The organism is Sodalis sp. dw_96, assembly GCF_018449575.1.
Taxonomy (GTDB): Bacteria; Pseudomonadota; Gammaproteobacteria; order Enterobacterales; family Enterobacteriaceae; genus Acerihabitans.
In genome coordinates this window covers 536524-562804 of sequence record NZ_JAAVUT010000001.1, presented here as the reverse complement: position 1 = coordinate 562804, position 26281 = coordinate 536524, and the positions used below count along the sequence as shown (strand labels likewise).

Below are 26281 nucleotides of genomic sequence, written 5' to 3'. Positions count from 1 at the left end.
GTTTACTCTTCCAGCATCCTGCCCCTCCTCAATGACTCCGTGATATTTTGCCGATGACTCGATCACGTAAACCCGTTTATTCCGCCGTCTCAAATTGATAACCGCGGGGAGTGATCATCAGGCCGTCCCGGCAATAGGTGGCCTGATTACCGACAATCACCAGGCAGGTCATGTCCACCGGTTCAAAATCCATGTCGCCGAGGGTGGTGAGCCATTTTTCCTGTTTTTTGCGCCCGGCGGCGCGTACCACGCCCACCGGGGTCTCGGCGGGTTTGTAGCGCCGAAGCGCCGCAAAGGCATTGGCCAGGTGATCCTTTCGGCCGTGGCTGCGGGGGTTGTAAAAGCAGATGACGAAATCCGCCTGCGCGGCGCAGAGGATGCGTTTTTCGATCACCGGCCACGGCGTCATCAGGTCGCTGAGACTGATATGGCAATAATCATGCATCAGCGGCGCCCCCAGCAGCGACGCTGCGGCGGTGCTGCTGGTGACGCCGGGGATAAGCTTTATCTGGACGTCCAGCCGCTGCTGGGTGACGAGTTCGAGAATCAGCCCGGCCATGCCGTAAATCCCGGCGTCACCGCTGCTTATCAGCGCCACTTTGTTGCCGGTGGCCGCCAGATCCAGGGCCGCCTGGCAGCGTTCTATCTCTTTGCACATGCCGGTTTTGATCACCTGTTTATCGCCGGTGAGGTGTTTTACCAGGTGGGTATAGGTTTTATAACCGACAATGATGTCGGCATCCTGGATGGCGTCAAGAGCCTCCAGGGTCATGGCGCCCTGGTTGCCCGGACCGATACCTACGACATAAAGCATCAGCAAGATACTCCTAAAGTGATGGTGACGCCCTGGGTGCGCAGCGTGTCGCCCACCAGGCGACCATTGCTCATCAACCAGGCGACGGGTTGGGAAACGCTGCCGATGCCGATGATACGGCGAACGAATTCGGATACCGGGAAACGCGCCGCCACCGGTTTAAGCACCTCGATGGAGTAGGTTTCAAACGGAACGCAGCACTGATTGGCGAGATGGCGCAGCGCCGGCTCATCCTGTTTGATGGACACGCTGCCGATGGCGCTCAGCGCCATGGGGTCGATATGCTGGCTGGCCAACTGCTGGTTCAGCAGCCGCGACACCGTGGACGGCGGGGTATCGCGCCGACAGCCGATACCGGCCACCACGCAGCGGGGGACCAGTTTGTATACGGGCACCGACAGCTCCGGCACCGTATCCCGCAGGCTGACATAGAGCAGTGCGTCCAGCTCCGGCATGTCGTCCAGATCGGTCACCAGAATCAGTCCGCGGGTATCGCAATACTCCTCCGGCCAGTGCATCTTGACGGCGGCCAGAGAGGTCCGGTCCCAAAACAGCCCGACCTTGCCGCCGCTTACCAGCAATTGATTAAGCTTTTTGCTGTTCTCGCGAAAGTCGGTCATGGTGGCGTTCAGCTGCTGCGCCAGCATATCCACCGCCGCCAGCTGATTGACATCGGTGGCGGTGGTAATCACCGGCGCGGCGCCCACCAGGCCGGCGATATAGCGGGTCAGCGCATTGGCCCCCCCCATATGGCCGGACAGCAGGCTGATGGCATGATGTCCCTGGTCGTCAAGCACCACCACCGCCGGATCGCTGAATTTGTCCTTGATAACCGGCGCTATCACCCGCACCGTCAGTCCAGTGGCACAGATAAATATCAATGCCGAATAGTGGTGAAAAATTTCGGCGACGGTTTGCGACAAGGTGCCGCGGAACGGCTCGAAACCCGGCTCCAGCAGGCTTTGGCTGGTAAAACAGGTCATGGGTATCCGGGCGGACAATTTTTTGGCCAGCCGAATGCCTCCCGGCGTCAGGCAAAACAGGGCGACCGACTCAGGCTTGACGATATTCATGAGAGAATCCGGCGTGATAAAGTTTGGAATAATGATATTCGTCGCCCATAAAGGCACCGACCAAAATCAACGCGGTTTTGCCGATGTCCGCCGCCCGGGCCAGGCCGGCGATATCACTTAACGTCCCGCGTACGGTTTTCTCTTCCGGCCAGGTGGCCTTGAAAATCACCGCCGCCGGCGTGTCGGCGGGATATCCCCCCGCCATCAGACGCTCCACCACCCGTTCAATGGCCTGTACCGACAGGAAAATCGCCATGGATGTGCGATGAGCGGCGAAAGACTCCAGGGACTCCAGGGCCGGCGTCGGCGTACGGCCCTCCATGCGCGTGATAATCAGGCTTTGGGACACTTCGGGCACGGTATATTCCACCCCCATTTGCGCCGCCGCGCCGAGAAACGCGCTGACGCCGGGTACGGTGCTAAAACCAATCTCCAGCTTACCCAATTCCTCAATCTGCTCGCGGATCGAACCGTACAAAGACAAATCGCCGGTTTGCAGCCGCACCACCAGCTCCCCGGCGGCTATGCCTTGCTGCATCCGCCGGATAATCTGTTCCAGGGTCATGCCGGCGCTGTCATAACACGCCGCCTCCGGTTTGCAATACTCCAGCAGCGCGGGATTAATCAGCGAACCGGCATATATCACCACATCGGCCCGGCACAGCAGCCGGTACCCTTTGAGGGTGATAAGCTCCCGGTCACCCGGTCCGGCGCCGACAAACCACACCAACCGTCGATCAAAGGACTCTGTCATACGTTCTCCTTGTGACAGGAAAGAATAAAAGCGGGATTGTTCGGCTTGAAATAGTGTCCGTTACCCAGGCGGGTCAGGGACGACACCTGAATTTGTATACAGTCGGGCTGGCTAAATCCCCCCGTGGTTAAATATCTCAGCGCCTCGTTGAGGTTTTCCAGCAGAATGAGGTTAATCACCAGCCGTCCGCCCGGCGCCAGCAGATCGGCGGCCCAGTGGATAATCTGTTCGAGGTCACCGCCGCTGCCGCCGATAAATACTGCATCGACGTTACGTTGTAACGATAGTGATGCCGACAGCGTCGGCGGCAATGGCGCCACGCCGTCTACGATCCGTACCCGCCGGAGATTGAATTTGTCGCAATTGCGGTGGATCAGGTCCAGCGCTTCGGCGTTACGCTCCACCGCCACCACGTTCAGCTCTGGGTAACGACAGGCGGCTTCAATAGCCACGCTGCCGGTGCCGGCACCCACGTCCACCATCAGCCGCGCTTGCGCCAATTCCAGCCGCTCCAGCGCTACCAGGCGCACCTCGCGTTTGGTCATCGGCACCGCGCCGCGGATAAAATCTTCATCTTTCATCGGGTTTTCTCTGCGGAGGGACGGCATCCGCTGTCTTTTTATTGTTCATCAAGGATCACCACCACGTTCATGGCGTACTCCCGCGCCACCCGGTCAGGGGAGAGAATATGAATACGCTCGTCGGGATAGGAAAGATTTTCCCCCACCACCAGGGTACGGCGCAGGCCGCGCGCCAGGATCTGGCCGGCGATTTCATAGGGGCCGATATGCCGGTCGGTCATCATGGCCACTTTGGCGTGTTGCAATACAAAATCGAAATCCGGCTCGCGGCCATGACTGCTGGTGAGATAAATGTCGTTCATGGACAGCCCCAGGCGCGAGAACAGGTATTGCACCGCGCTGATGCCGGGCACCACCTGCGGCGAACCGTCGACATGGCGGCTCAGGTAATCGCCGATGCCGTACAGCATGGGATCGCCGGACGCCAGCACCACCACCCATTGCTCCCGGTGGGCTGCCAGCCAGGCGGCCAGGGCCGGGAGGTTGGCGTCCAACGGCCGTTTCTCCTGGTGAAAGTCCGGGAAACAGGCCAGCTGGCGCGGGCTGCCGATAAGCACTTCACAGCGGTTTATCAGCTCCCTGGCCCGGGGCGTCAGATAATTCACATCCCCCGGTCCCAGTCCCACCACGCTCAGGCGGGAACTTTCGGAATGACTAACCCCGGACCAGTATTCGGCCAGGGCCGGAGGGGATTCACCGCTTGCGGCGGCGCTATCTGAGTCAGAGACGCCTCGCCGGCCCTCATTCACGTCCGCATGGGGTTCACCGCTTGCGGCGGTGCTGTATGCCTTGTCGTCCAAGGACATATCCCCGGCCGGCGCCGTTTCCCCTTTCATCGGAACGCCTCCGTCAATTCCGCCACCGGCCGGCTGCTGCCCAACACCTGCTGATCGAAAGAGAACAGCAGCGCATCGCAGCGGGGCGGCCGGGGAGAGAAACGCAACAGCTCGGTCATACGCTCCGCCACCCGCCGGGCAATGGCCGGATAGACCCGTTGCCAACCGGCGTCGTTTATCAGCGTCATGGCTTCCTCGGTGGTGAGGCAGGCCGCCACCCGGTGCATCAGCTCATGGGGCGCGTCGCACAGGGCCAACCAGGCGATGAGGGTTTCCATTCGCCCGTCGGCGATATGGCTGTGGGTATGGAAAATGCCCGCCGCCACCTTAACCAGTTTGCCGAAATGCCCCACCACCAGCACCTGCCGGAAGGCCAGCCGTTCGGTCTCCTTGAGCATATAACCGACAAAGTTGCTCATGGTGACAACGTCACCTGGATCCAGCCCCAGCTGCTCGCGCACAAAACGCTCGCCGTGATTGCCCGGCACCAGAATCACCCGCTCGCGCCCTTCGGCCCGTTTCATGCCCAGCTCCAGCGACAGCGAACTTTTCCAGCTCTCCTCGGACATCGGCGTAACGATGCCGGTGGTGCCGATAATGGAAATGCCGCCCAGAATGCCCAGCCGGCCGTTGTAGGTTTTCCGCGCCCGCTCTTCTCCTTCGGGGGCGAAAATTTCCACATCGGCGCCGCGCCCGGGGCCTATCACCTCGCGTACCGCCGCCTCTATGGTTTGCCGGGGGGTTTTATTGATGGCGGCCTGACCGATATCCAGCCCGATACCCTTGCGGGTGACCCGGCCGACGCCGACGCCGCCGTCGATGATAATGCTCGGGTCGCCGCGCAGGCGCACCCGGGCGAAAATCAGCATGCCGTCGGTGGCGTCCACGTCGTCGCCGCCGTCTTTACGGATGGCGGCGGTGGCTTGCGCCGGGCTTATCAGCGGCAGTTCCACGTTCAGGTGCAGCGTGGCGCCTGACGGGGTGACGATGGAGACGTTGTCGATGATTTGCTGGCGCAGCAGCATCAGCGCGGCCACTTTCGCCGCGGCGGTGGCGCAGGAACCGGTGGTATAGCCTTTGCGATAGGCCTTGCCGTTGTGCCAGATCACCTCGTCCATCACGCCTCCCGCAGTTGATAAAGAATGGCGTTGACGATGGCGGCGGCGATATTGCTGCCCCCTTTGCGCCCCAGTGCGGCAATACAGGTCAGGCTGCTTTCCGCCAGCGCCTGTTTGGACTCGGCGGCGCCGACGAACCCCACCGGCACGCCGATAACCGCTTCCGGTCGGATGCCGGTGCCCGCGGCCTGATGTTCCAGTAAACGAAACAGCGCCGTGGGCGCATTGCCGAACACAAACAGGCTTTTGCCCGGTTCGTTGACCGCACGGTCCACCGCCGCCATGGACCGGGTAATACCCTGCCGGCACGCCTGTAACGCCACTTGCTCATCGCCGATAAAACAGCGTATTTGGCAGCCCAGACGGGTCAGTTCATGCTTATTGATGCCCGACAGCGCCATGGTGGTATCGGTATACAGCGTGCAGCCGGCCTCCAGAGCCTGGGCTATGCAACCCGGGGCCCCGGCGGAAAAATGCAGGATATCCAGCCAGTCGAAATCCGCGCTGGTATGAATGGCGCGCAGGATAATCTTCTCCTGCCAGGGATCGGAGAAATGAAATTCAGGCCGCTCGCGGGCAATAATGTCCCGGATAATATCGAAACTGGTCTGTTCGATTTGCTGCGGTTGCTTGATATAAGGCATTCTTTTCATCGCTCCGGGCGTTGTTACGGATGTAGTTGCAGATAATGTGCCGCGACAATACGCAGCAGGCACAGCAATACCAGAGTCATGGCGGAAGCCAGGTACATCAGGCGAATGGCGCAAGTGATATCATCCAGATGGATTTCCCGGGTTTCCTCTCCTATCCAGGGTTTTTCCACCCATTCATTGAAATAGCGGTTGGGCCCCCCCAGACGTACCCCCAGCGCACCGGCCACCGTAGCTTCCGACCAGGCGCAGTTGGGGCTTTTATGCTGATGGCGGTCGCGCCAGCCAATACGCCAGGCCCCGCGCCCGTCCAGGCGCAGCGCTCCCGCCGACAGCGCCAGCACCATCCAGCCCAGCCGCGCCGGCAGCCAGTTGGCCGCATCATCCAGTTTTGCCGAGACATACCCGATGGCCCGGTATTTCGGCGTCCGGTAACCCACCATGGAATCCAATGTATTTACCGCCTTGTAGGCCATGGCCAGCGGCACGCCGCCGATGAACAGCCAAAACAGCGGAGCGATAACGCCATCGACGCTGTTTTCCGCCACGGTTTCCACCACCGCCCGCATGATTTGCGGCCGGGATAAATGCTGCGTATCGCGTCCGACGATATAGGAGAGCTGCCGGCGGCTCTCTTCCAGGGTGTCCGCCCGCAGGGCCTGATACACCGCCATGGCGGCGTCGCGCAGACAGCGGGTGGCCAGCAGGGTATAGGTTAACCAGACCTCCGCCAGCCATTGCAGCCAGGGAGAAAAGGCCAGCAACCGCAGCAGCAGGTCCGATATCAGCCAGGTTCCCCCCACTACCGTCAGCCACAGCACGCCGCCGCCCAGATAGAGCAAGGACTCCCGGCGGCAACAGCGGCGAATGAGCCGTTGCATACCGCTGATGGCGTTGCCCATCCAGCGTACCGGGTGCGGCCAATGCGGCGGGTCCCCCAGCCACAAATCGAGAAAATAACCGGCAATATAGGCGCTGAGAGTCAACATGCCGCGCCTCCCCGTACCAAAGGCCGCATGCCGGCATCGGCCGTGGTGATTACCGCGTCTAAGGATATGACGGCCTGTTGAACAGGCAATACCGCGGCAACCGTCATAATTGCGCGCATCCCAGATCAAGCCAGCGTTTTACCATGGCGGGCCGCTGGTAAAAGTGCACATGCAGATAGCTGGCGAGAATGTTGCCGCCGCCATATCCTCCCGCCCACTGAAGGTCATCCCCATTGGCGGTGGTCTTGCTCATGCGAAACAACGGCGTTTCATCGGTGATGTATTCGGAGTGGTGGAATTCGTGCCCGCGCAGGGTTTCACCCCGACCCGTCAGCAGATTGTCGTTTAGAGACCGGCCTTCACAGTAGCCGAAGCGTTTCAGACCCTGGGTCATGCGGCTGAAACCCCGCAGCAGTCCAACCATGGGATAGCGGGTGCCGTCATGAACAATCAATGCGGTGCCCAGATACATCAGGCCGCCGCATTCGGCATAGATGGCGGCGCCGTTCTCTCCGGCGCGCAGCAGCGCCTGGCGCATGGGTCGATTATCCGCCAGCTGGGTGGCGAACATTTCCGGGAAACCGCCGCCGAGATAGATCATTTGACAGGGTGGTAATACCCGATCGTGCAGCGGACTGAAGCGAACGATACGCACGCCGATGTCCCGCAACAATTGCAGGTTATCGGGATAGTAGAAATTAAAGGCTTCATCGTCCGCCAGCGCCAGCGTCAACTGCGAATAACGCTCATGGCTCGGTGGCGCGGGCAGTCGACCCGGTTCGGGATGGCACTCGGCCAATGCCAGCAACCTATCCAAATCGATATGTTGTTCAACGCTTACCGCCAACTGCTCCCATTGCGTTTGCCCGCGCTCATACTCCCGTGCCGGAATCAGCCCTAGATGGCGTGAGGGTAAATTCCAGTCCGGCAATAGCGGCAAATAGCCCAATACCGGCACATGGCAGTGGCGGGTAACGGCGGTTTTGATGAGGTTGAAATGATTTTCCGAGGAGATGCGATTGATAATGACGCCGGCAATCTTTACCGCCGGGTCAAACAGCGTGAAACCCAAGACGACCGCGGCCGCCGAGGTGGACACCGCCTTGCCGTCGATGACCAGTATCACCGGCACCTGTAACTGCTTGGACAGGGATGCGCTGCTGCATTGGTCGCCGTCGCTGCCCAGCCCATCGTAAAGACCCATGACGCCTTCGATAACACCGATATCGGCATCGGACATGTGACGGTTGAACAGACCATTCAACGTTTGCGATTCAAGCATATAGGCATCGAGATTGTGGGAGGGAATACCGCTTACCGCCTGATGCCAGCCGGTATCGATATAATCCGGACCGCATTTGAAGGGCTGCACCCGCAAACCTCGCTGCGCCAGGGCGCGCAGCAATCCCAAGGTGAGCAATGTCTTGCCCGTCCCGCTCTGCGCGCCGCCGATGAGTATCGCTTTCATCTTCATCCCATTAATCCCCGGCGGCGCCGCGGGAGATTGTCGCAAACAATGGCTACGGGAGACCCTCCGTCCCGACGGCATTGCTGGGACAACCCGCTTCCCGCCGAAGGAGTTGTTACCGAGCCGGTAAAGGCTGTCGGCAATCAGGCAGGTTTTCTGGCTTGGCGTCACCCTTCTCCGGACCTTCCCAATCGGCTACGATCAGTGGTTATTCCGGAGTCGTCGGCATCACAGCAGCGGGGGCTGCGGAGGATTTTCACCTCCTTCCCTAACGGCCTTGCGGCACGTTTAACCTGAATGCAAATATATTTTTTCACCACCGGCGGCGCCTTTACACCCGTCAGACTTCACATTGCAAGTGCGTTGGCTTTCCCGCAACTCGAATGATTTAGGGTATAGACCGGTGCAATCGGCCGTGAGTTACTAATGTAAAGTATCTACGGGGGAATATACCCCCTTTCGGATCAAAAAAAATGTTCGCGGCGGCGGATTTATTTGAAATTTATCGGCCGGCGATAACACTTTTTCGCTGTTGCAAATTCACCATGCAGGTGAAAAGACACCGCCGGCACCCTTTTCAGCCTGTTATAATAATAACAATAATTCGCTTTCGGAAATTTATAAAAATGAGATCCGGATCGGCCGAATATAATCCTCTCGACACTAAATAAAGGTTAACTGGATAAAACTAATTAAACACAGCAACGGTATCTTTATTTTCCGGCGGCGACAAGCGCTGTTCACGATAAGCCTGGGGAGTAATACGGTAGGTTTGGCGAAATACCTTGCAAAAGTAGCTCGCCTGGGAAAAACCAAGGTTACGGGCGATGGTGGCAATGGGCCAATCGCTTTGTTCAAGCATTTGCCGGGCGCTTTGCATACGTAATTGATTAACATAGGCGTTAAAACCGATACACTGGTATTTTTTAAACAGTTTGCTGAAATAGTAGGGACTGAGATAGACCATCGCCGCCACGTCTTCCAGCCGAAGATCCTCGGAGTAATGGCCGTCGATGTAGCGCAGCGCTTTTTTCATCTTGCTGTCGTGCAGGCTGGGAACCACCGCCCGGCGTTCCACCGGCGCGTCGCCGTGCTCCTTGAACACCACCACTTCCAGCTGCTGTTTCAGGTAGTTATCCACTATCATTTTTAATAAATCGGCGGATGAGATGAGCCGTTCGAAATCAACTACCGGGATTTTTTCATAGTTTTCAGTGAATTGATAATCTGTTTGCCAGGCTATGCTGGTACAATCCTGCACCGACGGCAGGGTAACAGTGTCATGCACCCGAACCTGGCCGCACAAGACAAATCCCACCAAATGGCCGCTGATAAGCAGCGGAATGGAAAAATCGGTCAGGCCGGCATGGCAACGATAAATGCAGGGCTGATTGGATTTTGACGCTTCCAGTCCCCCGCATCTGTCGCTCATGCGGCAGCGCCGTCCCATTTCCGGATCCTGGCGCATTAATTGGCAAAAAGGGGTGAAATGATATAAATCCGAGACTTCCTCACCGTGAATATTGACGACCACCACCGCCAGATTGGTGGCATTTGCAAAATCCTGCGCGATTTTATTTATCAAATCTGAATCCATGAAACTGCCGGAATTCATATTACCCCCCTTTCGCGCTTTACTTGCCATTAATAATGTGGTAACAAAAAAGATATATTTCATCCGTTCGCTACCGCTCGCTGGAAGATGATGAATTGGCTTAATGCCATACAGGCACGAAATTATGCGCGTTCATCTGCGTGAATATTTTTTAAAGCTACCTTAGATTCAATCATTTTTCACCCATTTAATAATGTGCTCCGGCACACAATTATAACATCAGGGGGTTCGATAGCACGTAAGGCTAAACCCCGCCGCCACCGCGCCGATCCAAGGAAATATGTTTGTTGCTTCCGCGGCGGCTGCTGGTCATTTTGCCGAATCCGGCTTCGATGCTTTTAACTCCGCCGGATGACGTGAAGCGGCATAGGGAAGATGGCTGCCGATGCAAAAACGGTAAACCGCCGCGCCGAGGAGAGCGCCTGCGATGGGCGCCACGATGGGTACGATAAAATAGGGTACCGTTCGGCCGCCGGTCATCGCCATACTGCCCCAGCCGGCAAAAAAGGTGAACAATTTAGGGCCGAAATCCCGCGCCGGGTTCATGGCGAACCCGGTAAGCGGCGCGGTTGCGGCGCCGATGACCGCCACCAGGAGACCAATCAGCAACGGGGCCAACGGGCCTTTGGGCACGCCGTTGCCGTCATCGGTCAGGGCCATAATCAATCCCATCAAGATGGAGGTAATCACCAGTTCCACGAACGCCGCCAGGCCCACGCTGATGGACGCCGCCGGGTAGGTGGAAAAGATACTGGATAAAAACAGGCTCCCTTGGCTGCCGCGGATCATTTGATGAGTCTGCTCATACAGGTCGAACATATTGTGGTAAATAACGTAGGTCAATACCGCGCCGCAAAACGCGCCGGCCACCTGGGCCACGATGTAGGGCAGCACTTTTTTTCCGTCGAAAGCGGCAAACAGCCATAACGCGATGGTAACCGCCGGGTTAAGGTGGCCGCCGGAGATACCCGCCGTCAGGTAGACCGCCAGGGCAATGCCCAGCCCCCATACCACGCAGATTTCCCATAATCCGAAACCGGCACCGGCCACTTTCAACGCGCTCAGGACACTGGTGCCGAAAAAAATAAAGAGTCCGGTGCCTAAAAACTCGGCAATGCATGGCCCTTTGAGTGATTTAAGGGTTTCATTCATGGTGTTTCCCTATAATAAATGAGAGGAAGTGTTAATTGTCCACACCGGGTTATGGATAATGTACAGCCCCTAATCGGTATGGCGGAGAATAAGCTATAGATCATATAACGCCTCTGGAAAGGCATTTCTATTTCAAATGAGATCTCGCTTGCAATTATCTTTATTTATTACAAAAATAAAACACACTATTTCATTTTGACCGTGAGCAATAAATAAGGACGCCGCAATTAATTTTAAGCAGTAACCGGGCTACAAGCCGCGTCTTTACTGAGTTTCGCATTTTAAACCGCATAACACATTTTCGTTATTTTCTATTTTTTATAGACTCTATCATCACCGGCCTGAAGCATGATTTTTCTTCTTTTGCAAGCCGGATGAATGATAACTGAAACACCAATAATGGATATTTGCTATGGATATAACTTTGCTCATAGCCTGTCACGGTTAGCTTTACGAAATTAGAAAAACTAATTTTTGCTATCGCCTTACCAATCATTTCCGCTATTTACATTGCAAGCTAGCCATTAATTTTTACAGCGTTTGGGTATATTTCAAGCCGGACACCCAAAGCATATCAATGATTGGTCGAGGTAACAAAAATGCAACAAGAAGCCCTGGGCATGGTTGAAACTAAAGGTCTCACCGCTGCCATCGAAGCGGCCGATACGATGGTGAAGTCGGCCAATGTCGTGTTGGTCGGTTACGAAAAAATCGGTTCCGGTTTGGTCACGGTGATTGTACGCGGCGACGTGGGAGCGGTGAAAGCCGCCACCGACGCCGGCGCCATGGCCGCGGCCAACGTCGGCGAAGTGGTGGCGACCCATGTTATTCCGCGTCCCCATGCGGATGTGGAGAAATTTCTGCCTAAAGGAATCCGCGAATGAACACCGATAAAGCCATTGAGGAGATTTTGGCTCAGGTGATGGAAAAAATCGGTGATGGCGCTACGGCGTCCCCTTCTCACACCCCCTTGGATAGAGGTCCGGATATGTCGGAAAAAACCTGTAACCTGACTGAATTTGTGGGTACGGCCATCGGCGACACCATCGGTCTGGTGATTGCCAATGTCGACAGCGAGGTGCTGTCGGCGATGAAACAGGAAAAGCGTTACCGCTCCATCGGCATTCTTGGCGCACGTACCGGCGCCGGTCCGCACATTATGGCGGCGGACGAAGCGGTGAAGGCCACCAACACCGAAGTGGTCAGTATTGAACTGGCGCGCGATACCAAAGGCGGCGCCGGCCACGGCTCCTTGATTATCTTTGGCGGCGAAGACGTCTCCGATGTCAAACGGGCGGTGGAGGTGGCGCTCAAAGAGCTGGATCGTACGTTTGGCGACGTTTACGCCAATGACGCCGGCCATATCGAGCTGCAATACAGCGCCCGCGCCAGCTATGCGCTGGAAAAAGCGTTCGGCGCCCCCCTGGGCAAAGCCTGCGGGATAATAGTCGGCGCACCCGCAGCCATCGGCGTGGTGATGGCCGATACCGCGGTGAAATCCGCCAATGTGGATGTGGTGGCCTACAGTTCCCCCGCCAAAGGCACCAGTTTCAGCAACGAAGTGATTCTGGTGGTGTCCGGCGATTCCGGCGCGGTACGCCAGGCGGTGATCTCCGCCCGTGAAATCGGCAAAACGCTGCTGGGTACGCTGGGGGCGGCGCCGCATAACGATCGTCCGTCATATATATGATTCCTTAGGGGGATGGCATGAAATCCAAGCGATTTGAAGCATTGGCGAAACGGCCGGTTAACCAGGACGGATTCGTCAAAGAGTGGGTGGAAGAAGGCTTTATAGCCATGGAAAGCCCCAACGATCCCAAACCGTCCATCAAGATAGCGGACGGCAAGGTCACCGAGCTGGACGGCAAGCCGCGCGCCCAGTTTGACCTGATTGACCATTTTATCGCCAATTACGGCATCAACCTGCCCCGCGCCGAAGAAGTCATGGCGATGGACTCGGTAAAACTGGCCAAGATGCTGTGCGACCCGAATATATCGCGCGCGGATATCATTCCGCTCACCACCGCCATGACGCCGGCAAAAATCGTCGAAGTCATGTCGCAGATGAACGTGGTGGAAATGATGATGTCGATGCAGAAAATGCGCGCACGCCGCACCCCGTCCCAGCAGGCGCACGTCACCAATATCCAGGATAACCCGGTACAAATCGCCGCCGATGCCGCTGAAGGCGCGTTCCGCGGTTTCGATGAACAGGAAACCACCGTGGCGGTGGCGCGCTACGCGCCGTTTAACGCTATTGCTCTGCTGGTGGGTTCACAGGTGGGCCGTCCCGGCGTCTTGACGCAATGCTCGCTGGAGGAAGCCACCGAACTGAAGCTGGGTATGCTGGGCCATACCTGTTATGCGGAGACCATTTCCGTCTACGGGACCGAACCGGTGTTCACCGATGGCGACGATACGCCCTGGTCAAAAGGCTTTCTGGCCTCTTCTTACGCCTCGCGCGGTCTGAAAATGCGCTTTACCTCCGGCTCCGGCTCGGAAGTGCAGATGGGCTACGCCGAAGGCAAATCCATGCTGTATCTGGAGGCGCGTTGTGTTTTTATCACCCGCGCCGCCGGCGTGCAGGGGCTGCAAAACGGTTCGGTAAGCTGTATAGGCATTCCGTCCGCGGTGCCTTCCGGCATCCGGGCGGTGTTGGCGGAAAACCTTATTTGCTCCTCTCTTGATTTGGAATGCGCGTCCAGTAACGACCAGACCTTTACCCACTCCGATATGCGTCGTACCGCCCGTCTGCTGATGCAGTTCCTGCCGGGAACCGACTTTATTTCCTCCGGTTATTCCGCGGTGCCGAACTACGACAATATGTTCGCCGGATCCAATGAAGACGCGGAAGATTTCGACGATTACAACATCCTCCAGCGGGATTTAAAGGTGGACGGCGGCCTGCGGCCGGTGCGGGAAGACGAGACGGTGGCCATCCGCAATAAAGCGGCGCGCGCGCTGCAGGCGGTGTTTGCCGGCATGGGCCTGCCGCCCATTACCGATGACGAGGTCACCGCCGCCACCTATGCCCACGGCTCCAAGGACATGCCTGCGCGCAATAAAGTCGAGGACATCAAGTTCGCCCAGGAAATCATCGAAAAGAATCGCACCAGCCTGGAAGTGGTGAAAGCCCTGGCGGAAAACGGCTTCCCCGATGTGGCGCAAAGCGTGCTGGATATGCAAAAGGCCAAGATCGCCGGCGACTATCTGCACACGTCGGCCATCATCATCGGCAAAGGTCAGGTCCTGTCGGCGGTGAACGATATTAACGACTATGCGGGTCCGGCCACCGGATACCGCTTGCAAGGCGCGCGTTGGGAAGAGATTAAAAACATCCCAAATGCGCTCGATCCCAACGAATTGGGCTAAAAGGCGGCCATGATGGAAATTAATGAAACGCTGTTACGGCAGATCATCGGCGACGTATTGAGCCAGATGCAGACCGGGGATAACCCGATCTCCTTTGCGCCCTCGCCCGCCGCCGGGAAAGGCCCCGTTACCGGCATATCTACCGGCGCCGCAGGAAACGGGATTGCCGGCAACACACAGTCCAGCGACTTTTTAACCGTGACCGGCGACGCCAAACCCGGTACCCACAAGGATGAAGTGGTCATCGCCGTCGGACCGGCGTTCGGCCTGTCGCAAACCACCAATATCACCGGCGTCCCGCACCAACAGATCCTGCGGGAGCTGATAGCGGGCATAGAGGAGGAAGGCATCCGCGCCCGGGTCATCCGCTGCTTTAAATCCTCTGACGTGGCCTTTGTGGCGGTGGAGGGCAACCGGCTCAGCGGCTCGGGCATCTCGGTGGGCATTCAGTCCAAAGGCACCACGGTGATTCACCAGCGCGGCCTGCCGCCGCTGTCGAACCTGGAGCTGTTTCCCCAGGCGCCGCTGCTGACCCTGGAAACCTATCGGCTGATCGGCAAAAACGCCGCCCGTTATGCCAAAGGCGAATCGCCGGATCCGGTGCCGACCCTCAACGATCAGATGGCCCGGCCAAAATATCAGGCCAAGTCGGCGGTGCTGCATATCAAGGAAACGAAATATGTGGTCACCGGTAAACAGCCGCAGGAACTGCGCGTCGCGCTTTGAGCGCGGCGATGTCAACCTGTCTCAACGGGAACCGCTCCAGGCGGGAGCGAATTAAGGTAGCGACAATGAATGCTGAAGCAATTGAAACCATGGTGCGTGACGTACTGGCGCACATGAACAATCAGGACGCGGCGCCCAAGGCGGCCGCCCCGGCGGCGGCGGGCCGCGTCCGCGCCGGCGTGGCGGACTATCCGCTGGCGAATAAACATCCGGAGTGGGTGAAAACCGCCAGCGGCAAGACCCTGGACGATTTGACCCTGGAAGGGGTGCTGAGCGGGAAGGTCACGGCCCAGGACGTGCGCATCACGCCGGAAATACTCCGTATCCAGGCGGATATCGCCCGCGCCGCCGGTCGCGGTTTACTGGCGATGAACTTTGAACGCGCCGCTGAACTCACCGCGGTGCCGGATGAGCGCGTGCTGGAAATCTACAACGCGCTGCGTCCGTTTCGTTCCAGCAAGGAAGAGCTGCTGGCTATCGCCGAGGAGCTGGAAAGTCGATTTAAAGCCACCATTTGCGCCGGTTTCGTGCGTGAAGCCGCCGAGCTCTACGTCCAGCGCAAAAAGCTTAAAGGCGACGATTAACAATAGATTATTAACGTTAGATTATTAACTATAGACTTTAAATACAGGATGACGGGCGGACGGAGCGACTCATGGTTTATATCGTAGGCGTGGATATCGGTAACTCGTCCACCGAGGCGGCGCTGGCTGAAGTCACCCCAGGAGGCGAGCCGCGCTTTATCGCCAGTTCGCTGACCCAGACCACCGGGATCAAAGGCACCAAACGCAACCTGTCGGGCATTATGCAAGCCCTGAACAGCGTGGCGGACCAGGCCGGCATCGCCCTGGGGGATGTGAGCATCATCAGGCTGAACGAGGCGACGCCGGTTATCGGCGATGTGGCGATGGAAACCATCACCGAAACCGTGATAACCGAATCCACCATGATCGGCCATAACCCGAAGACGCCCGGCGGGCTCGGACTCGGCGCCGGCATCACCATCGGCTTCGGCGAGTTGCTGTCACGGACCCCGGACCAGCCCTATATCGTTATCGCCCCGTCCGAGCTGGATTTCGCCGATATCGCCGCCATGATCAACGCGGCGGTCAAGGCCGGCTTCCGGATTACCGCGGCGATACTGCAACGGGACGACGGCGTACTGGTGAGCAATCGGCTGGACAAGCCCCTGCCCATCGTGGACGAAGTGCAGTATATCGACAGGATCCCGCTGGGCATGCCGGCGGCGGTGGAAGTGGCGGCCCAGGGCAAGGTGATTACCCAACTCTCCAACCCCTACGGCATCGCTACTGTCTTTAATCTCACTGCCGACGAAACCCGCGCCATCGTGCCGGTGGCACGCTCGTTGATCGGCACCCGATCGGCGGTGGTGGTGAAAACCCCCAAGGGCGATGTCAAGGCGCGCACCATCCCCGCCGGGCACCTGGAGCTGTATGCCGGCAACCGCATGACCCGTATCGACGTTCACCAGGGGGCGGAAAAAATCATGAACGCGGTGTCCGCCCTCGGCAGGCTTGACAACGCCAGCGGTGAATCCGGCACCCATATCGGCGGCATGCTGGAGCAGGTACGTCAAACCATGGCGGGGCTGACCAATAAAGACCCGTCGGCGGTGGCTATCCAGGACCTGCTGGCGGTGGACACCTTTGTGCCGGTGAACGTCAAGGGCGGACTGGCGGGGGAGTTTTTCATGGAACAGGCGGTGGGCATTGCCGCGATGGTGAAATCGGATCGCCTGCAAATGGCCGAAATCGCCGATGCGCTGCAGCAGCAGACCGGCGTGCGCGTCACCATCGGCGGCGCGGAAGCGGAAGCGGCCATCCTCGGCGCGCTGACCACTCCGGGCACCCAGCCTCCCCTGGCGATCCTTGATTTAGGCGCCGGCTCCACCGATGCGTCGATTATCGACGGCAACCGCCGTATCGTCGCCACCCATCTGGCGGGAGCCGGAGACATGGTGACGCTGCTTATCGATTCGGAGCTGGGACTGGATCAGCGCCAACTGGCGGAGGATATCAAAAAATACCCCCTGGCCAAGGTAGAGAGCCTGTTCCATATCCGTCACGAGGACGGCAGCGTGCAGTTCTTCGATAAACCCCTGCCCCCGGCGGTCTTCGCCCGTGTGGTGGTGGTTAAGGAGGACGGTTTGGTGCCCTTGCCCGGCGATATGGCGCTGGAAAAGGTTCGGGTGGTGCGGCGCGCCGCCAAGGAGCGGGTTTTCGTCACCAATGCCCTGCGGGCGCTGGCCCAGGTCAGCCCTACCGGCAATATCCGTGATATTCCCTTTGTGGTGCTGGTGGGAGGCTCCTCGCTGGATTTTGAAATTCCGCAGTTGATTACCGACGCCCTGGCCCGTTACGCCCTGGTGGCGGGCCGCGGCAATGTCCGCGGCACAGAAGGACCGCGTAACGCCGTCGCCACCGGTCTGGTGCTGTCCTGGACCCGGGAAGGCGCGGTATGAACCTGACCGAGATGACCCATCCGGCCATATTGGTGCTTGCCGACAGGCCGGCAAAAACGCAGACCTGGCGGCAACTGCTGCTGGGCATGGAGGAAGAGGGTATTCCGTTTGTCATTAACGACAGGGACCACCAGGATATGCCGCTGGCGGATCGGGCCCATCTGGCCTCCTCGGTTTCGCCGCTGGCGGTGGGTATTGCGGTGGGCATGGAAGACATCGTGGTGCATGACCCCCATTTGCCCGTTTCCCGGCCGCTGTTTGTGCTGACGCATTATCCAAGCCGGACGGCGGAAGAGATACGTCGGCTGGGCTGCAACGCGGCGCGGCTGGTTAAAGGGCTACCGTTCAAATAATACCGGGCAACACACTTTTTTACGTCGCCCTAAACAGGAGAGAAGTGATGAATAACGCGTTGGGACTAATCGAAACCAAAGGTTTGGTGGGCGCCATTGTGGCGGCGGATGCTATGGTCAAATCGGCCAATGTTCAACTGGTGGGCTATGAAAAGATCGGATCGGGCCTGGTAACGGTCATGGTGCGGGGGGATGTCGGCGCGGTCAAGGCCGCGGTGGATGCGGGCGCCGCGGCGGCCGAGGGGGTCGGCAATGTCATTTCCACCCACGTTATCCCGCGGCCCCATTCGGATGTGGAGGGTTTCTTACCTAAATCCACCCCGGTACTGGGTGAATAACCCCGGGGCGGCCCTATGAAAACCTCACTGGGTTTACTTGAAGTCGCCGGCCTGGCGCTGGCGGTCAAGGCGGCGGATAGCATGGTCAAAGCGGCCGGCGTCGAAATTACCGGTATCGAGAGAACCAACGGCTCCGGCTGGATGCTGGTGAGCGTGACCGGCGACGTGGCCTCGGTCAATGCCGCCATCGCGGACGGCGCGGCGCTGGCCCGCCTGGAGCGCGGCTGGGTGGCGGACCGGGTCATTGCCCGCCCCTCCGCCGCGTTGGATAGCTGGACAGCGCCCCACGGCGCGGCCCCGATGCCGGAACAGGCGACGGGCGATACCGAACCGGCGGGCATCGGCGCACAGACGGATGTCAGGTTGATATCGGCACCTGACGCCGCCGATAGAGCACCGGCGTCATCCGGTCCAGAAATAGCAGCGCCGCCCGCCCTCGCCGATGGCGGAAGTGACGCCGAACCGGCACTTTCCGCCCATGGTGCGGAGAGTACCGAACCGGTTTTCGTGTCGGCGGTGAACGCGATGACTGGGGCGGCGGCGCATCTCACGGATGAAACGGAGGCCGTCCAACCGTCGCCGCCAGGACCATCGCCGGCACCATCCCTGGGCGAGCCGGCGGAAATCCCCGCGCCGGCGACGGCCGGCTGCAATTTATGCCGCGACCCGGCGTGCACGCGCCGTAAAGGCGAGCCCCGCGGGGCATGTATTCATTATGCACAAAGAGGCAACGTCTGATGGAAACCCTGGAACTGAGGTCCCTGGTGGAAAACGTACTGCTCGATATGCAACGGCGGCCCATACCGCTGGGCGTATCGAACCGGCATTTGCATTTATCCCTTGAGGATTACGAGCATTTATTCCCGGGCCGACCCCTGATTTTTAAAAAGGATCTGTATCAGCCCGGCCAGTTCGCCTCCGAACAGGTGGTAAACCTGATAGGGCCGAAAGGCCAGCTGAAAAATGTGCGTATCCTCGGCCCGCTGCGCGGCCGGTCGCAGGTGGAAATTTCCCGCACCGACGCTCGTTTGCTGGGGGTTGATGCCCCGCTGCGACTGTCCGGCAATTTACAGAACACCCCCGGCATCCGGCTGGTGAGCGCCAGCGGCGAAATGGAATTACCCCATGGCGTCATCGTGGCGCAACGGCATATCCATATGTCGCCCCTGGACGCACTGCTGTTCGGCGTCAAACAAGGGGATCAGGTGCGGGTGGCGCTGCGGGGAACCGGCCGACGACTGATATTTGACGATGTGGTGATCCGGGTGGGCGAGCATATGCGGCTGGAAATGCATATCGACACCGACGAGGCGAATGCGGCGGACGCCGGTGACGAAAGCGCATCGGCGGTGCTGGTGGAGCGCTGAACATGGCCGCCGGACCTACGCGGGAGCACTGTGCAACGCTGAGCATGGCCGCCGAACCGACGCGGGAGCATTGCGCTACGCCGGGCATGGCCGCCGGGCCGACGCAGGAGCAATGGATAGCGGAGTGCGTAGCGCGGGTGATAACCCGCCTGCAGCAGCGCCGGCACGCCGAATTGGTGCTCAGCCTGTCGTCGCTGGCGAGGGAGTGGTCACATGGCGTCCCTTTGCGCCATGCCCGTCTGCGCGTCACTCATACCACGCCGTTTTTTTTGCACCGGCTGACCGCCGGTGTGGAAGAGGACGCAGCCATGGACGCCCTGCGGCAAGCCTGGCGCTACGGCATGACCGTGACCCTGGAGCTCGATCCCGCCGATTTCGGCCGGCTGCCGGTGAGCGGATTGGCGCGTTTGCCGCTGCGTTTTTGCACCGGCAACGGTCTGGCGGTTCATTTACTGGCCCGCCGGGTGGCCGGTTATGGCGATATCGTCACTTTGTCGCCGGGTTACCTGGTACTGGCCCGCACCGTACTGCTTACCGCGCTGGCCAGGGATGAGGTTGCCAAACGTGGTCTTCAACTTTACAGGCAGGACTAAAACATGCAATTGGCGCGCGTTATCGGCTCGGTGGTCTCGACCCAGAAATCACCTTCGCTGCTGGGCAAAAAATTGATGGTGATCGAACCGGTCAACGCCGACGGTTCCAGCCCCGCCGGCATTTTCCAACAGGAAGTGGCGGTGGATTCCGTCGGCGCCGGCGAGGGTGAAATCGTGCTGGTGGCGCGCGGCGCCTCGGCGCGGTGGGTTTTCGCCGAACCTAACCAGGCCATCGATCTGGCTATTGTCGGCATTATAGACAGTTTTGTTCCTTAACGATTTATAAGGAGCTGGCATGAGCATTTATACCAAAACCGGCGATAACGGCACCACGTCGCTTATCGGCGGGCAGCGTCTGAAAAAATATCATCCGCGGGTAGAGGCCTACGGCACGGTGGACGAGCTAAACGCCTGCCTGAGCGTGGCCGCCCGGCAGGTGGAGGATCCGCTCAACCGGCAGTTGGTGCTGGAGATCCAACATCAGTTGTTCTGGCTGGGGGCCGAGCTGGCGGACGCGCAACCGGCGCAACGGGACGCCCGGGTGCGGCGCATCGGCGCCGAGCAGATCGCCCGGTTGGAACAAGGCATCGATCGCTGCATGGCGGCGCTGCCGCCGGTGACCGGTTTTGTCTTGCCCGGCGATACGCCGGCGGGCAGTCAGCTGCATCTGGCCCGCACCGTGGCGCGACGGGCGGAGCGGCTGGTGGTGCAATTGGCGGATGAGGTGACGGTTAGACCTGAGGTGCTGCGCTACCTGAACCGGCTGTCGGATTGCCTCTATGCCCTGGCGCGCGGCGAAGACCAGCGGGGGAAAAACGAGGCCGTCATCGGCGAGGTGATGCGCCGCTATCTGGCAGCGGCCGGCGGTGAAAAAAACGCCGCCGACGAGAGGAATTTGCAGCGTCACGTTAAACCGGGACCCGGTCAACAAAGCGACGTTATCGATGGGCAGAATTCCCGGCCTCTCGACAGGTCGGAACCCGATATGAAAAACCGTTCTCTCAAGGAGAAAAGCAGCCCTCTTCCGCCGACTGTTCCGCTGAGCACATCGGACGGTCCGGATTTCGCCCTGGTGCACGGTCTGATGCGGGCGGCCCTGGACGCGGCGCGGGAGTTGGCGGTACCGGTGGTCATGTCCATCGTGGATCCCCACGGCAACCCGGTCATGACTTACCGTATGCCCGATGCGCTGCTGGTCTCCCTCGAACTCGCGCCGAAAAAGGCCTTTAGCGCGGTGGCGCTGAAAACCGCCACGCACAATCTCGGTCCGGCGGTACAGCCGGGGGCCGCACTTTATCAACTGGAAGCCTCGATGGGCGGCAAGATTGTCACCTTCGGCGGCGGATATCCGCTCTATCGCGCCGGCCGACTGGTAGGCGGGCTGGGCATCAGCGGCGGAACCGTCGACCAGGACCGGCAAATCGCCCAACGGGCCATCACGCAATGTCATGTGGGGAATGAGTAATGAATAGCAATGAACTGGAAACGCTGATCCGGACCATCCTGAGCGAAAAGCTCGAGCCCGCCCGGCGGGATAATACCACCTCGGCGCTGTTCGATGATGTGGATCAGGCGGTGGGCGCCGCCCATACCGCTTTTCTCACCTACCAGCAATGTCCGCTGAAAACCCGCAGCGGGGTTATCGCCGCCCTGCGCCGCGAACTGGCGCCCCATTTGCAAGTGCTGGCGGAACGCGGCGCCGAGGAAACCGGCATGGGCAAGGTGGAGGATAAATTCCTGAAAAACCGAGCCGCGCTGGAAAACACCCCTGGGGTGGAAGATCTGGTGACCGACGCTTTTACCGGTGACGAAGGCATGGTGCTGTTCGAGTACTCGCCGTTCGGCGTCATCGGTTCGGTGGCCCCCAGCACCAATCCCACCGAAACCATCATCAATAACTGCATCAGCATGCTGGCCGCCGGTAATACCGTCTTTTTCAGCCCGCATCCCGGCGCCAAAAACGTGTCGTTATGGCTGATTGAACAGATCGAAGCCATTATTTTTACCGCCTGCGGTATTCACAACCTGGTGACCTGCCTGCGCGAGCCAAGTTTCGAATCGACGCAGCAAATGATGAAGCACCCTGACATCGCCCTGCTGGCTATTACCGGTGGCCCCGGCATCGTCAACATGGCCCTGCACAGCGGCAAAAAAACCATCGGCGCCGGTGCCGGCAATCCGCCGAGCCTGGTAGATGAAACCGCGGTGATTGATAAAGCCGCCCAGGACATCGTCAGCGGCGCGTCGTTTGATTACAACCTGCCCTGCACCGCCGAAAAAAGCCTGATTGTGGTGGAGAGCGTGGCGGATGCGCTGCTGGCGGAGATGCAAACATGCGGCGCCTTGCTGATAACCGACGGCGAAAACATCGATAAGCTGCGCCGGCTGGCCATCATCGACGGCCACGCCAATAAAGCGGTCGTGGGGAAAAGCCCCGCCGCATTGCTGAAAGCGGCCGGGCTGCCGGTACCCGACAAAGCGCCGCGCCTGCTGCTGGTGGAAGTCTCCGCCGACGACCCGCTGGTGATGGTGGAACAGCTTATGCCGATCCTGCCGGTGGTGCGGGTGAGGGATTTCGACACCGGGCTGCAGTTGGCGCTTAAGGTGGAAGGCGGCCTGCACCATACCGCCACCATGCATTCGCAAAATGTCTCGCGCCTGAATAAGGCGGCACGGCTGCTGCAAACCTCGATATTTGTCAAAAACGGTCCTTCCTATGCCGGTATCGGCGTCGGCGCCGAAGGTTTCACCACCTTTACCATTGCCACGCCCACCGGCGAAGGCACCACTTCGGCGCGTAATTTCGCCCGCCATCGCCGCTGTGTCCTGACCAACGCGTTTTCAATCCGTTGAGCATAAGGGAAAAGCCATGAAACGTTTTATTCTCCCGACGCGGGTCTATAGCGGCACCGACAGCCTGGACAAGCTGGAGCAGTATCGCCACAAGGATGTCTGGGTGGTTTGCGACGCTTTCCTGGCCCGGGGCGATGCCATAACGTACCTGAAGTCACATCTGGACGCCGACCGGGTCAGCCTGTTCAGCGATATCATGCCCGATCCTCCCATCACCACGGTGGTGGCCGGGATCGCTCAATTGCAGGCCATCAAACCGCAGGTGGTGATTGGCTTCGGCGGCGGCTCCGCCATCGATGCCGCCAAAGCCATGGTGTTTTTCGGCCGCAAGCTGGGCATCACCATTGAAACCTTCATCGCCATTCCCACCACCAGCGGCACCGGTTCGGAAGTCAGCAGCGCCAGCGTGATAAGCGATCCGGCGCTGGGCGTGAAGTATCCGCTGTTCGACCAGGCTATCTATCCCGATATCGCCCTGCTGGATCCCCGGCTGGTGGTATCGGTGCCCCGGTCGGTGACCGCGAATACCGGCATGGACGTTCTGACCCACGCCATAGAAGCCTATGTCTCAACCGGCGCCAGCGATTTCAGCGACGCGCTGGCGGAAAAGGCCGCTCAGTTGGTGTTCCATTTTTTACCCGCCGCCTGCCGCAAAGGCGATTGCCTGCAATCCCGGGAAAGAATGCACAACGCGTCCACCCTGGGCGGCATGGCGTTCAGCCAGGCCGGACTGGGCATGACCCATGCCATCGCCCACCAGTTCGGCGGTCAGCTGCACGTGGCGCACGGTCTGGCCAATGCATTGCTGTTAACCGAGGTGATCCGCTTCAATAGCCGGGATGCCCGGGCGGCGAAAAAATATGCGCGCCTTTCCAGGTTATGCGCCCTGGCGCCCTGGCAAAGCGACGATGGGGCCGCCTTGCAACAGTTACTCAATCACATTTCCCAGCTCAAACGCGAAATCGGCATTCCCCCGTCGTTAAGCGCCTTATCCCTGGGGAGCGAAAAAATACGCCTCGCCAGGCCGGCTATGGTAAGCGCCGCATTACATGACGCTACGCTTGTCACCAATCCGCGTCCGGTAACGGACAAGGATATCGAGACAATAATAGACGCCGTTGTTTAGCGTAAAAGCAGGCCACCATGAATACCGATATAAAGACTGAACGCGTGATTCAGGAATATGTACCCGGCAAACAAATCACGCTGGCGCATTTAATTGCCAATCCCAATAAAGATATTTATAAAAAGCTCGGCCTGAACGAGGATGACAATGCCATCGGCATCCTCACCATCACCCCCAGCGAAGCGTCGATTATCGCCAGCGATATCGCCACGAAATCCGGGGCGGTGAAAATCGGCTTTATCGATCGTTTTACCGGTGCGGTGATTATTTGTGGCGACGTCTCTTCGGTGGAGTATGCCCTAAAGCAGGTGATATATACCCTGGGGGACGTGATGAAATTCACCCCCTGCGCGCTGACCCGGACCTGAGGGATGAAACGTTTGCTGCTGCTGGGACCGAGCCGGTCGGGAAAAACCACCTTACTACAGTGTTTACGCGGCGAGCCGCTGGTTTACCGTAAAACCCAGTCGATGGTTTATCTGGACGACGCCATTGACAGCCCGGGAGAGTATATCGAGAACCGCCACTTTTATAATGCGCTGCTCTCCAGCGCCTATGAAGCCGACGTGGTGGGGTTGGTGCAAAATATCGACAGTGAAAATTGCTATTTTTCACCGATGTTCGCCACGCTGTTTAATAAACCGGTTATCGGCATTATCACCAAGTCGGATATTTTGGTAACGGATAAACAGCGGGAATTTATTATTTATCAATTAAAGCAGGCCGGCGCGGATCCGCTTTTCAGCGTATCGGCCATGGGGCGGGAAGGTTTAACGCCGCTGCTGATGTATCTGGAATAATCTCTCGGAGTAACAGATGACACACCTTATTATGGCGGTTAATTCCGGCAGTTCCTCGCTAAAATTTGAATTATTTTCCATGCCGGAAGAAATCACCCTGGCGAAAGGCCTGTTTGAACGGCTGGGTACCGGCAGCGCGTCATTTACCCTGCAAACCGGCGGCAATAAACATCAGCTCACCCTGCCCATAAGCGATCACCGGCAGGCGGCGGATTATCTCCTTGATGCTCTGGTGGAGCGCGGCATCGTCACCTCCCTGGCAACCATCAACGGCGTAGGCCACCGCGTCGCCCACGGCGGCGAATATTTCAAGGATTCGGCGTTGATCGACCCGCCGTCGCTGGCGGAAATTGAAAAGCTCAGCGCACTGGCCCCCAGCCATAATCCCATCAATGCCCGCGGCATCCGGGCCTTTTCCCGGCGGCTGCCGCAGGCGGTAACGGTGGGCGTGTTCGACACCTCGTTTCACCAGACCCTGGCCGAAGCCGATTATCTCTACCCGTTGCCCTATCATTATTATGCGGATTACGGCATCCGCCGCTACGGCTTTCACGGCACCAGCCATAAATATGTCGGCGAAACCTGCGCCCGCCTGATGGGCCGGGACAGTCGGCGGTTGCGGATGATTTCCTGTCACCTGGGCAATGGCTCCAGTCTGTGCGCTATCCATAACGGACTTTCCGTGGCCACCACCATGGGATTTACCCCCCTGGCCGGACTGATGATGGGCACTCGCTGCGGCGATATCGATCCGTCGATTTTGCCGTTTATCGCCGAGCGGGAAAATAAATCTGCACAACAATTGCTTGAGATCATGAATAACCAGTCAGGATTGCTCGGGATATCGGGAATTTCAAATGACTGTCGTGATATTGTAAACGCCGTTACGGCCGGTCACCGCCGCGCCGAACTGGCGCTGACCATGTTTACCGACCGTATCCGCAACGGTATCGGCGGTTATGCCGCTCAAATGGGCGGACTTGACGTGGTTATTTTTACCGCCGGGATAGGTGAAAATTCCGCCGGGATTCGCCGGCGGGTATGCCGTGATCTCGGGTTCCTCGGCATCCGCTTGGACGAGGATAGAAATCAGCGCAATGAGACGTTTATTCAGCAGGACGGGGCGCCGGTGACCGTAGCGGTCATCCCCACCCATGAAGAGTTGATGATCGCCCGCGACGTCATGCGGGTCGGCTTTAGCCAGTAATAAATGGGGCAACG

At 58.9% G+C, this 26281-nt stretch carries 28 protein-coding genes, 1 pseudogene and 1 riboswitch; of the genes and pseudogenes, 18 read left to right on the top strand and 11 right to left on the bottom strand.

Annotation, left to right across the window (positions count from 1 at the left end; all coding sequences use genetic code 11):
• Positions 1–76 precede the first annotated feature (76 nt).
• The 11 genes from HB631_RS02475 to HB631_RS02425 form a co-directional block, all read right to left on the bottom strand.
• Positions 77–814 (bottom strand): precorrin-3B C(17)-methyltransferase, encoded by a 738-nt coding sequence (locus tag HB631_RS02475; protein ID WP_213989557.1) that lies wholly within the window; start codon positions 812–814, stop codon positions 77–79.
• Positions 814–1887 carry a cobalt-precorrin 5A hydrolase gene (gene cbiG / locus HB631_RS02470; RefSeq protein WP_213989556.1) on the bottom strand — a complete coding sequence of 358 codons (1074 nt, stop codon included), beginning with the start codon at positions 1885–1887 and terminating at the stop codon, positions 814–816. The genes HB631_RS02475 and cbiG overlap by 1 nt, the downstream gene beginning before the upstream one ends.
• Positions 1868–2641: a cobalt-precorrin-4 methyltransferase gene (locus HB631_RS02465; protein ID WP_213989555.1), complete on the bottom strand. Its 774-nt coding sequence runs from the start codon at positions 2639–2641 to the stop codon at positions 1868–1870. Before HB631_RS02465 ends, cbiG begins: the two co-directional genes overlap by 20 nt.
• A complete protein-coding gene (locus tag HB631_RS02460) occupies positions 2638–3222 on the bottom strand; it encodes a decarboxylating cobalt-precorrin-6B (C(15))-methyltransferase (protein WP_213989554.1) in 585 nt (194 codons plus the stop codon). The genes HB631_RS02465 and HB631_RS02460 overlap by 4 nt, the downstream gene beginning before the upstream one ends.
• A 38-nt stretch (positions 3223–3260) precedes the next feature.
• Entirely contained in the window at positions 3261–3851 is a 591-nt protein-coding gene (locus tag HB631_RS02455) for a cobalt-precorrin-7 (C(5))-methyltransferase (protein ID WP_345945685.1), read from the bottom strand.
• 203 nt (positions 3852–4054) lie between these two features.
• A complete protein-coding gene (gene cbiD, locus HB631_RS02450) occupies positions 4055–5176 on the bottom strand; it encodes a cobalt-precorrin-5B (C(1))-methyltransferase CbiD (protein WP_213989553.1) in 1122 nt (373 codons plus the stop codon).
• Positions 5176–5820, bottom strand: a complete 645-nt coding sequence (locus HB631_RS02445; protein ID WP_213989552.1) for a cobalt-precorrin-8 methylmutase — start codon at positions 5818–5820, stop codon at positions 5176–5178. Before HB631_RS02445 ends, cbiD begins: the two co-directional genes overlap by 1 nt.
• A gap of 23 nt (positions 5821–5843) precedes the next feature.
• Complete coding sequence (gene cbiB, locus HB631_RS02440; protein ID WP_213989707.1) at positions 5844–6812, bottom strand: adenosylcobinamide-phosphate synthase CbiB; 969 nt, start codon at positions 6810–6812, stop codon at positions 5844–5846.
• A gap of 106 nt (positions 6813–6918) precedes the next feature.
• Positions 6919–8283, bottom strand: a complete 1365-nt coding sequence (locus HB631_RS02435; protein ID WP_213989706.1) for a cobyrinate a,c-diamide synthase — start codon at positions 8281–8283, stop codon at positions 6919–6921.
• A gap of 128 nt (positions 8284–8411) precedes the next feature.
• A riboswitch (cobalamin riboswitch) is annotated at positions 8412–8595 on the bottom strand.
• Between the two features lie 376 nt (positions 8596–8971).
• Positions 8972–9898, bottom strand: a complete 927-nt coding sequence (locus HB631_RS02430) for a PocR ligand-binding domain-containing protein (RefSeq protein WP_213989551.1) — start codon at positions 9896–9898, stop codon at positions 8972–8974.
• A 309-nt stretch (positions 9899–10207) separates the two neighbouring features.
• Positions 10208–11050 (bottom strand): MIP/aquaporin family protein, encoded by an 843-nt coding sequence (locus tag HB631_RS02425; protein WP_213989550.1) that lies wholly within the window; start codon positions 11048–11050, stop codon positions 10208–10210.
• 599 nt (positions 11051–11649) lie between these two features.
• Here HB631_RS02425 and pduA (HB631_RS02420) point away from each other — a divergent pair.
• The 18 genes and pseudogenes from pduA (HB631_RS02420) (at position 11650) to HB631_RS02325 (ending at position 26267) form a co-directional block, all read left to right on the top strand.
• Positions 11650–11934, top strand: a complete 285-nt coding sequence (pduA, locus tag HB631_RS02420) for a BMC domain-containing protein (RefSeq protein WP_213989549.1) — start codon at positions 11650–11652, stop codon at positions 11932–11934.
• A complete protein-coding gene (gene pduB, locus HB631_RS02415; RefSeq protein ID WP_213989548.1) occupies positions 11931–12740 on the top strand; it encodes a propanediol utilization microcompartment protein PduB in 810 nt (269 codons plus the stop codon). Before pduA (HB631_RS02420) ends, pduB begins: the two co-directional genes overlap by 4 nt.
• Positions 12741–12757: 17 nt before the next feature.
• Entirely contained in the window at positions 12758–14422 is a 1665-nt protein-coding gene (gene pduC, locus HB631_RS02410) for a propanediol/glycerol family dehydratase large subunit (protein WP_213989547.1), read from the top strand.
• 12 nt (positions 14423–14434) lie between these two features.
• Complete coding sequence (locus HB631_RS02405; protein ID WP_213989705.1) at positions 14435–15148, top strand: propanediol/glycerol family dehydratase medium subunit; 714 nt, start codon at positions 14435–14437, stop codon at positions 15146–15148.
• 65 nt (positions 15149–15213) lie between these two features.
• A complete protein-coding gene (pduE, locus tag HB631_RS02400; protein ID WP_213989546.1) occupies positions 15214–15732 on the top strand; it encodes a propanediol dehydratase small subunit PduE in 519 nt (172 codons plus the stop codon).
• 71 nt (positions 15733–15803) lie between these two features.
• A complete protein-coding gene (locus tag HB631_RS02395) occupies positions 15804–17630 on the top strand; it encodes a diol dehydratase reactivase subunit alpha (protein ID WP_213989545.1) in 1827 nt (608 codons plus the stop codon).
• Positions 17627–17983 (top strand): glycerol dehydratase reactivase beta/small subunit family protein, encoded by a 357-nt coding sequence (locus tag HB631_RS02390; RefSeq protein ID WP_255556759.1) that lies wholly within the window; start codon positions 17627–17629, stop codon positions 17981–17983. The genes HB631_RS02395 and HB631_RS02390 overlap by 4 nt, the downstream gene beginning before the upstream one ends.
• Before the next feature lie 47 nt (positions 17984–18030).
• Positions 18031–18321, top strand: a complete 291-nt coding sequence (gene pduA, locus HB631_RS02385) for a BMC domain-containing protein (protein WP_213989544.1) — start codon at positions 18031–18033, stop codon at positions 18319–18321.
• A 15-nt stretch (positions 18322–18336) separates the two neighbouring features.
• Positions 18337–18576: pseudogene (locus HB631_RS02380) on the top strand (BMC domain-containing protein); the annotation flags it as partial.
• Positions 18577–19058: 482 nt separating this feature from the next.
• Positions 19059–19688: a phosphate propanoyltransferase gene (locus HB631_RS02370; RefSeq protein WP_213989543.1), complete on the top strand. Its 630-nt coding sequence runs from the start codon at positions 19059–19061 to the stop codon at positions 19686–19688.
• 2 nt (positions 19689–19690) lie between these two features.
• Entirely contained in the window at positions 19691–20281 is a 591-nt protein-coding gene (gene pduM / locus HB631_RS02365; protein WP_213989542.1) for a PduM family microcompartment protein, read from the top strand.
• Between the two features lie 3 nt (positions 20282–20284).
• Positions 20285–20557, top strand: coding sequence for a EutN/CcmL family microcompartment protein (locus HB631_RS02360; protein WP_213989541.1), 273 nt, complete (start codon positions 20285–20287; stop codon positions 20555–20557).
• Positions 20558–20576: 19 nt separating this feature from the next.
• Positions 20577–21746 (top strand): cob(I)yrinic acid a,c-diamide adenosyltransferase, encoded by a 1170-nt coding sequence (locus HB631_RS27260; RefSeq protein ID WP_345945681.1) that lies wholly within the window; start codon positions 20577–20579, stop codon positions 21744–21746.
• The gene (locus HB631_RS02345; protein WP_213989540.1) at positions 21746–23134 is read left to right on the top strand and encodes an aldehyde dehydrogenase family protein; all 1389 of its coding nucleotides are present in this window, start codon (positions 21746–21748) and stop codon (positions 23132–23134) included. The genes HB631_RS27260 and HB631_RS02345 overlap by 1 nt, the downstream gene beginning before the upstream one ends.
• A gap of 16 nt (positions 23135–23150) precedes the next feature.
• Positions 23151–24260, top strand: coding sequence for a 1-propanol dehydrogenase PduQ (locus tag HB631_RS02340; RefSeq protein WP_213989539.1), 1110 nt, complete (start codon positions 23151–23153; stop codon positions 24258–24260).
• Between the two features lie 17 nt (positions 24261–24277).
• The gene (locus tag HB631_RS02335; RefSeq protein ID WP_213989538.1) at positions 24278–24628 is read left to right on the top strand and encodes a BMC domain-containing protein; all 351 of its coding nucleotides are present in this window, start codon (positions 24278–24280) and stop codon (positions 24626–24628) included.
• A gap of 3 nt (positions 24629–24631) precedes the next feature.
• Complete coding sequence (gene eutP, locus HB631_RS02330; RefSeq protein WP_213989537.1) at positions 24632–25060, top strand: EutP/PduV family microcompartment system protein; 429 nt, start codon at positions 24632–24634, stop codon at positions 25058–25060.
• Positions 25061–25076: 16 nt separating this feature from the next.
• Positions 25077–26267, top strand: a complete 1191-nt coding sequence (locus tag HB631_RS02325) for an acetate/propionate family kinase (protein WP_213989536.1) — start codon at positions 25077–25079, stop codon at positions 26265–26267.
• Positions 26268–26281 lie beyond the last annotated feature (14 nt).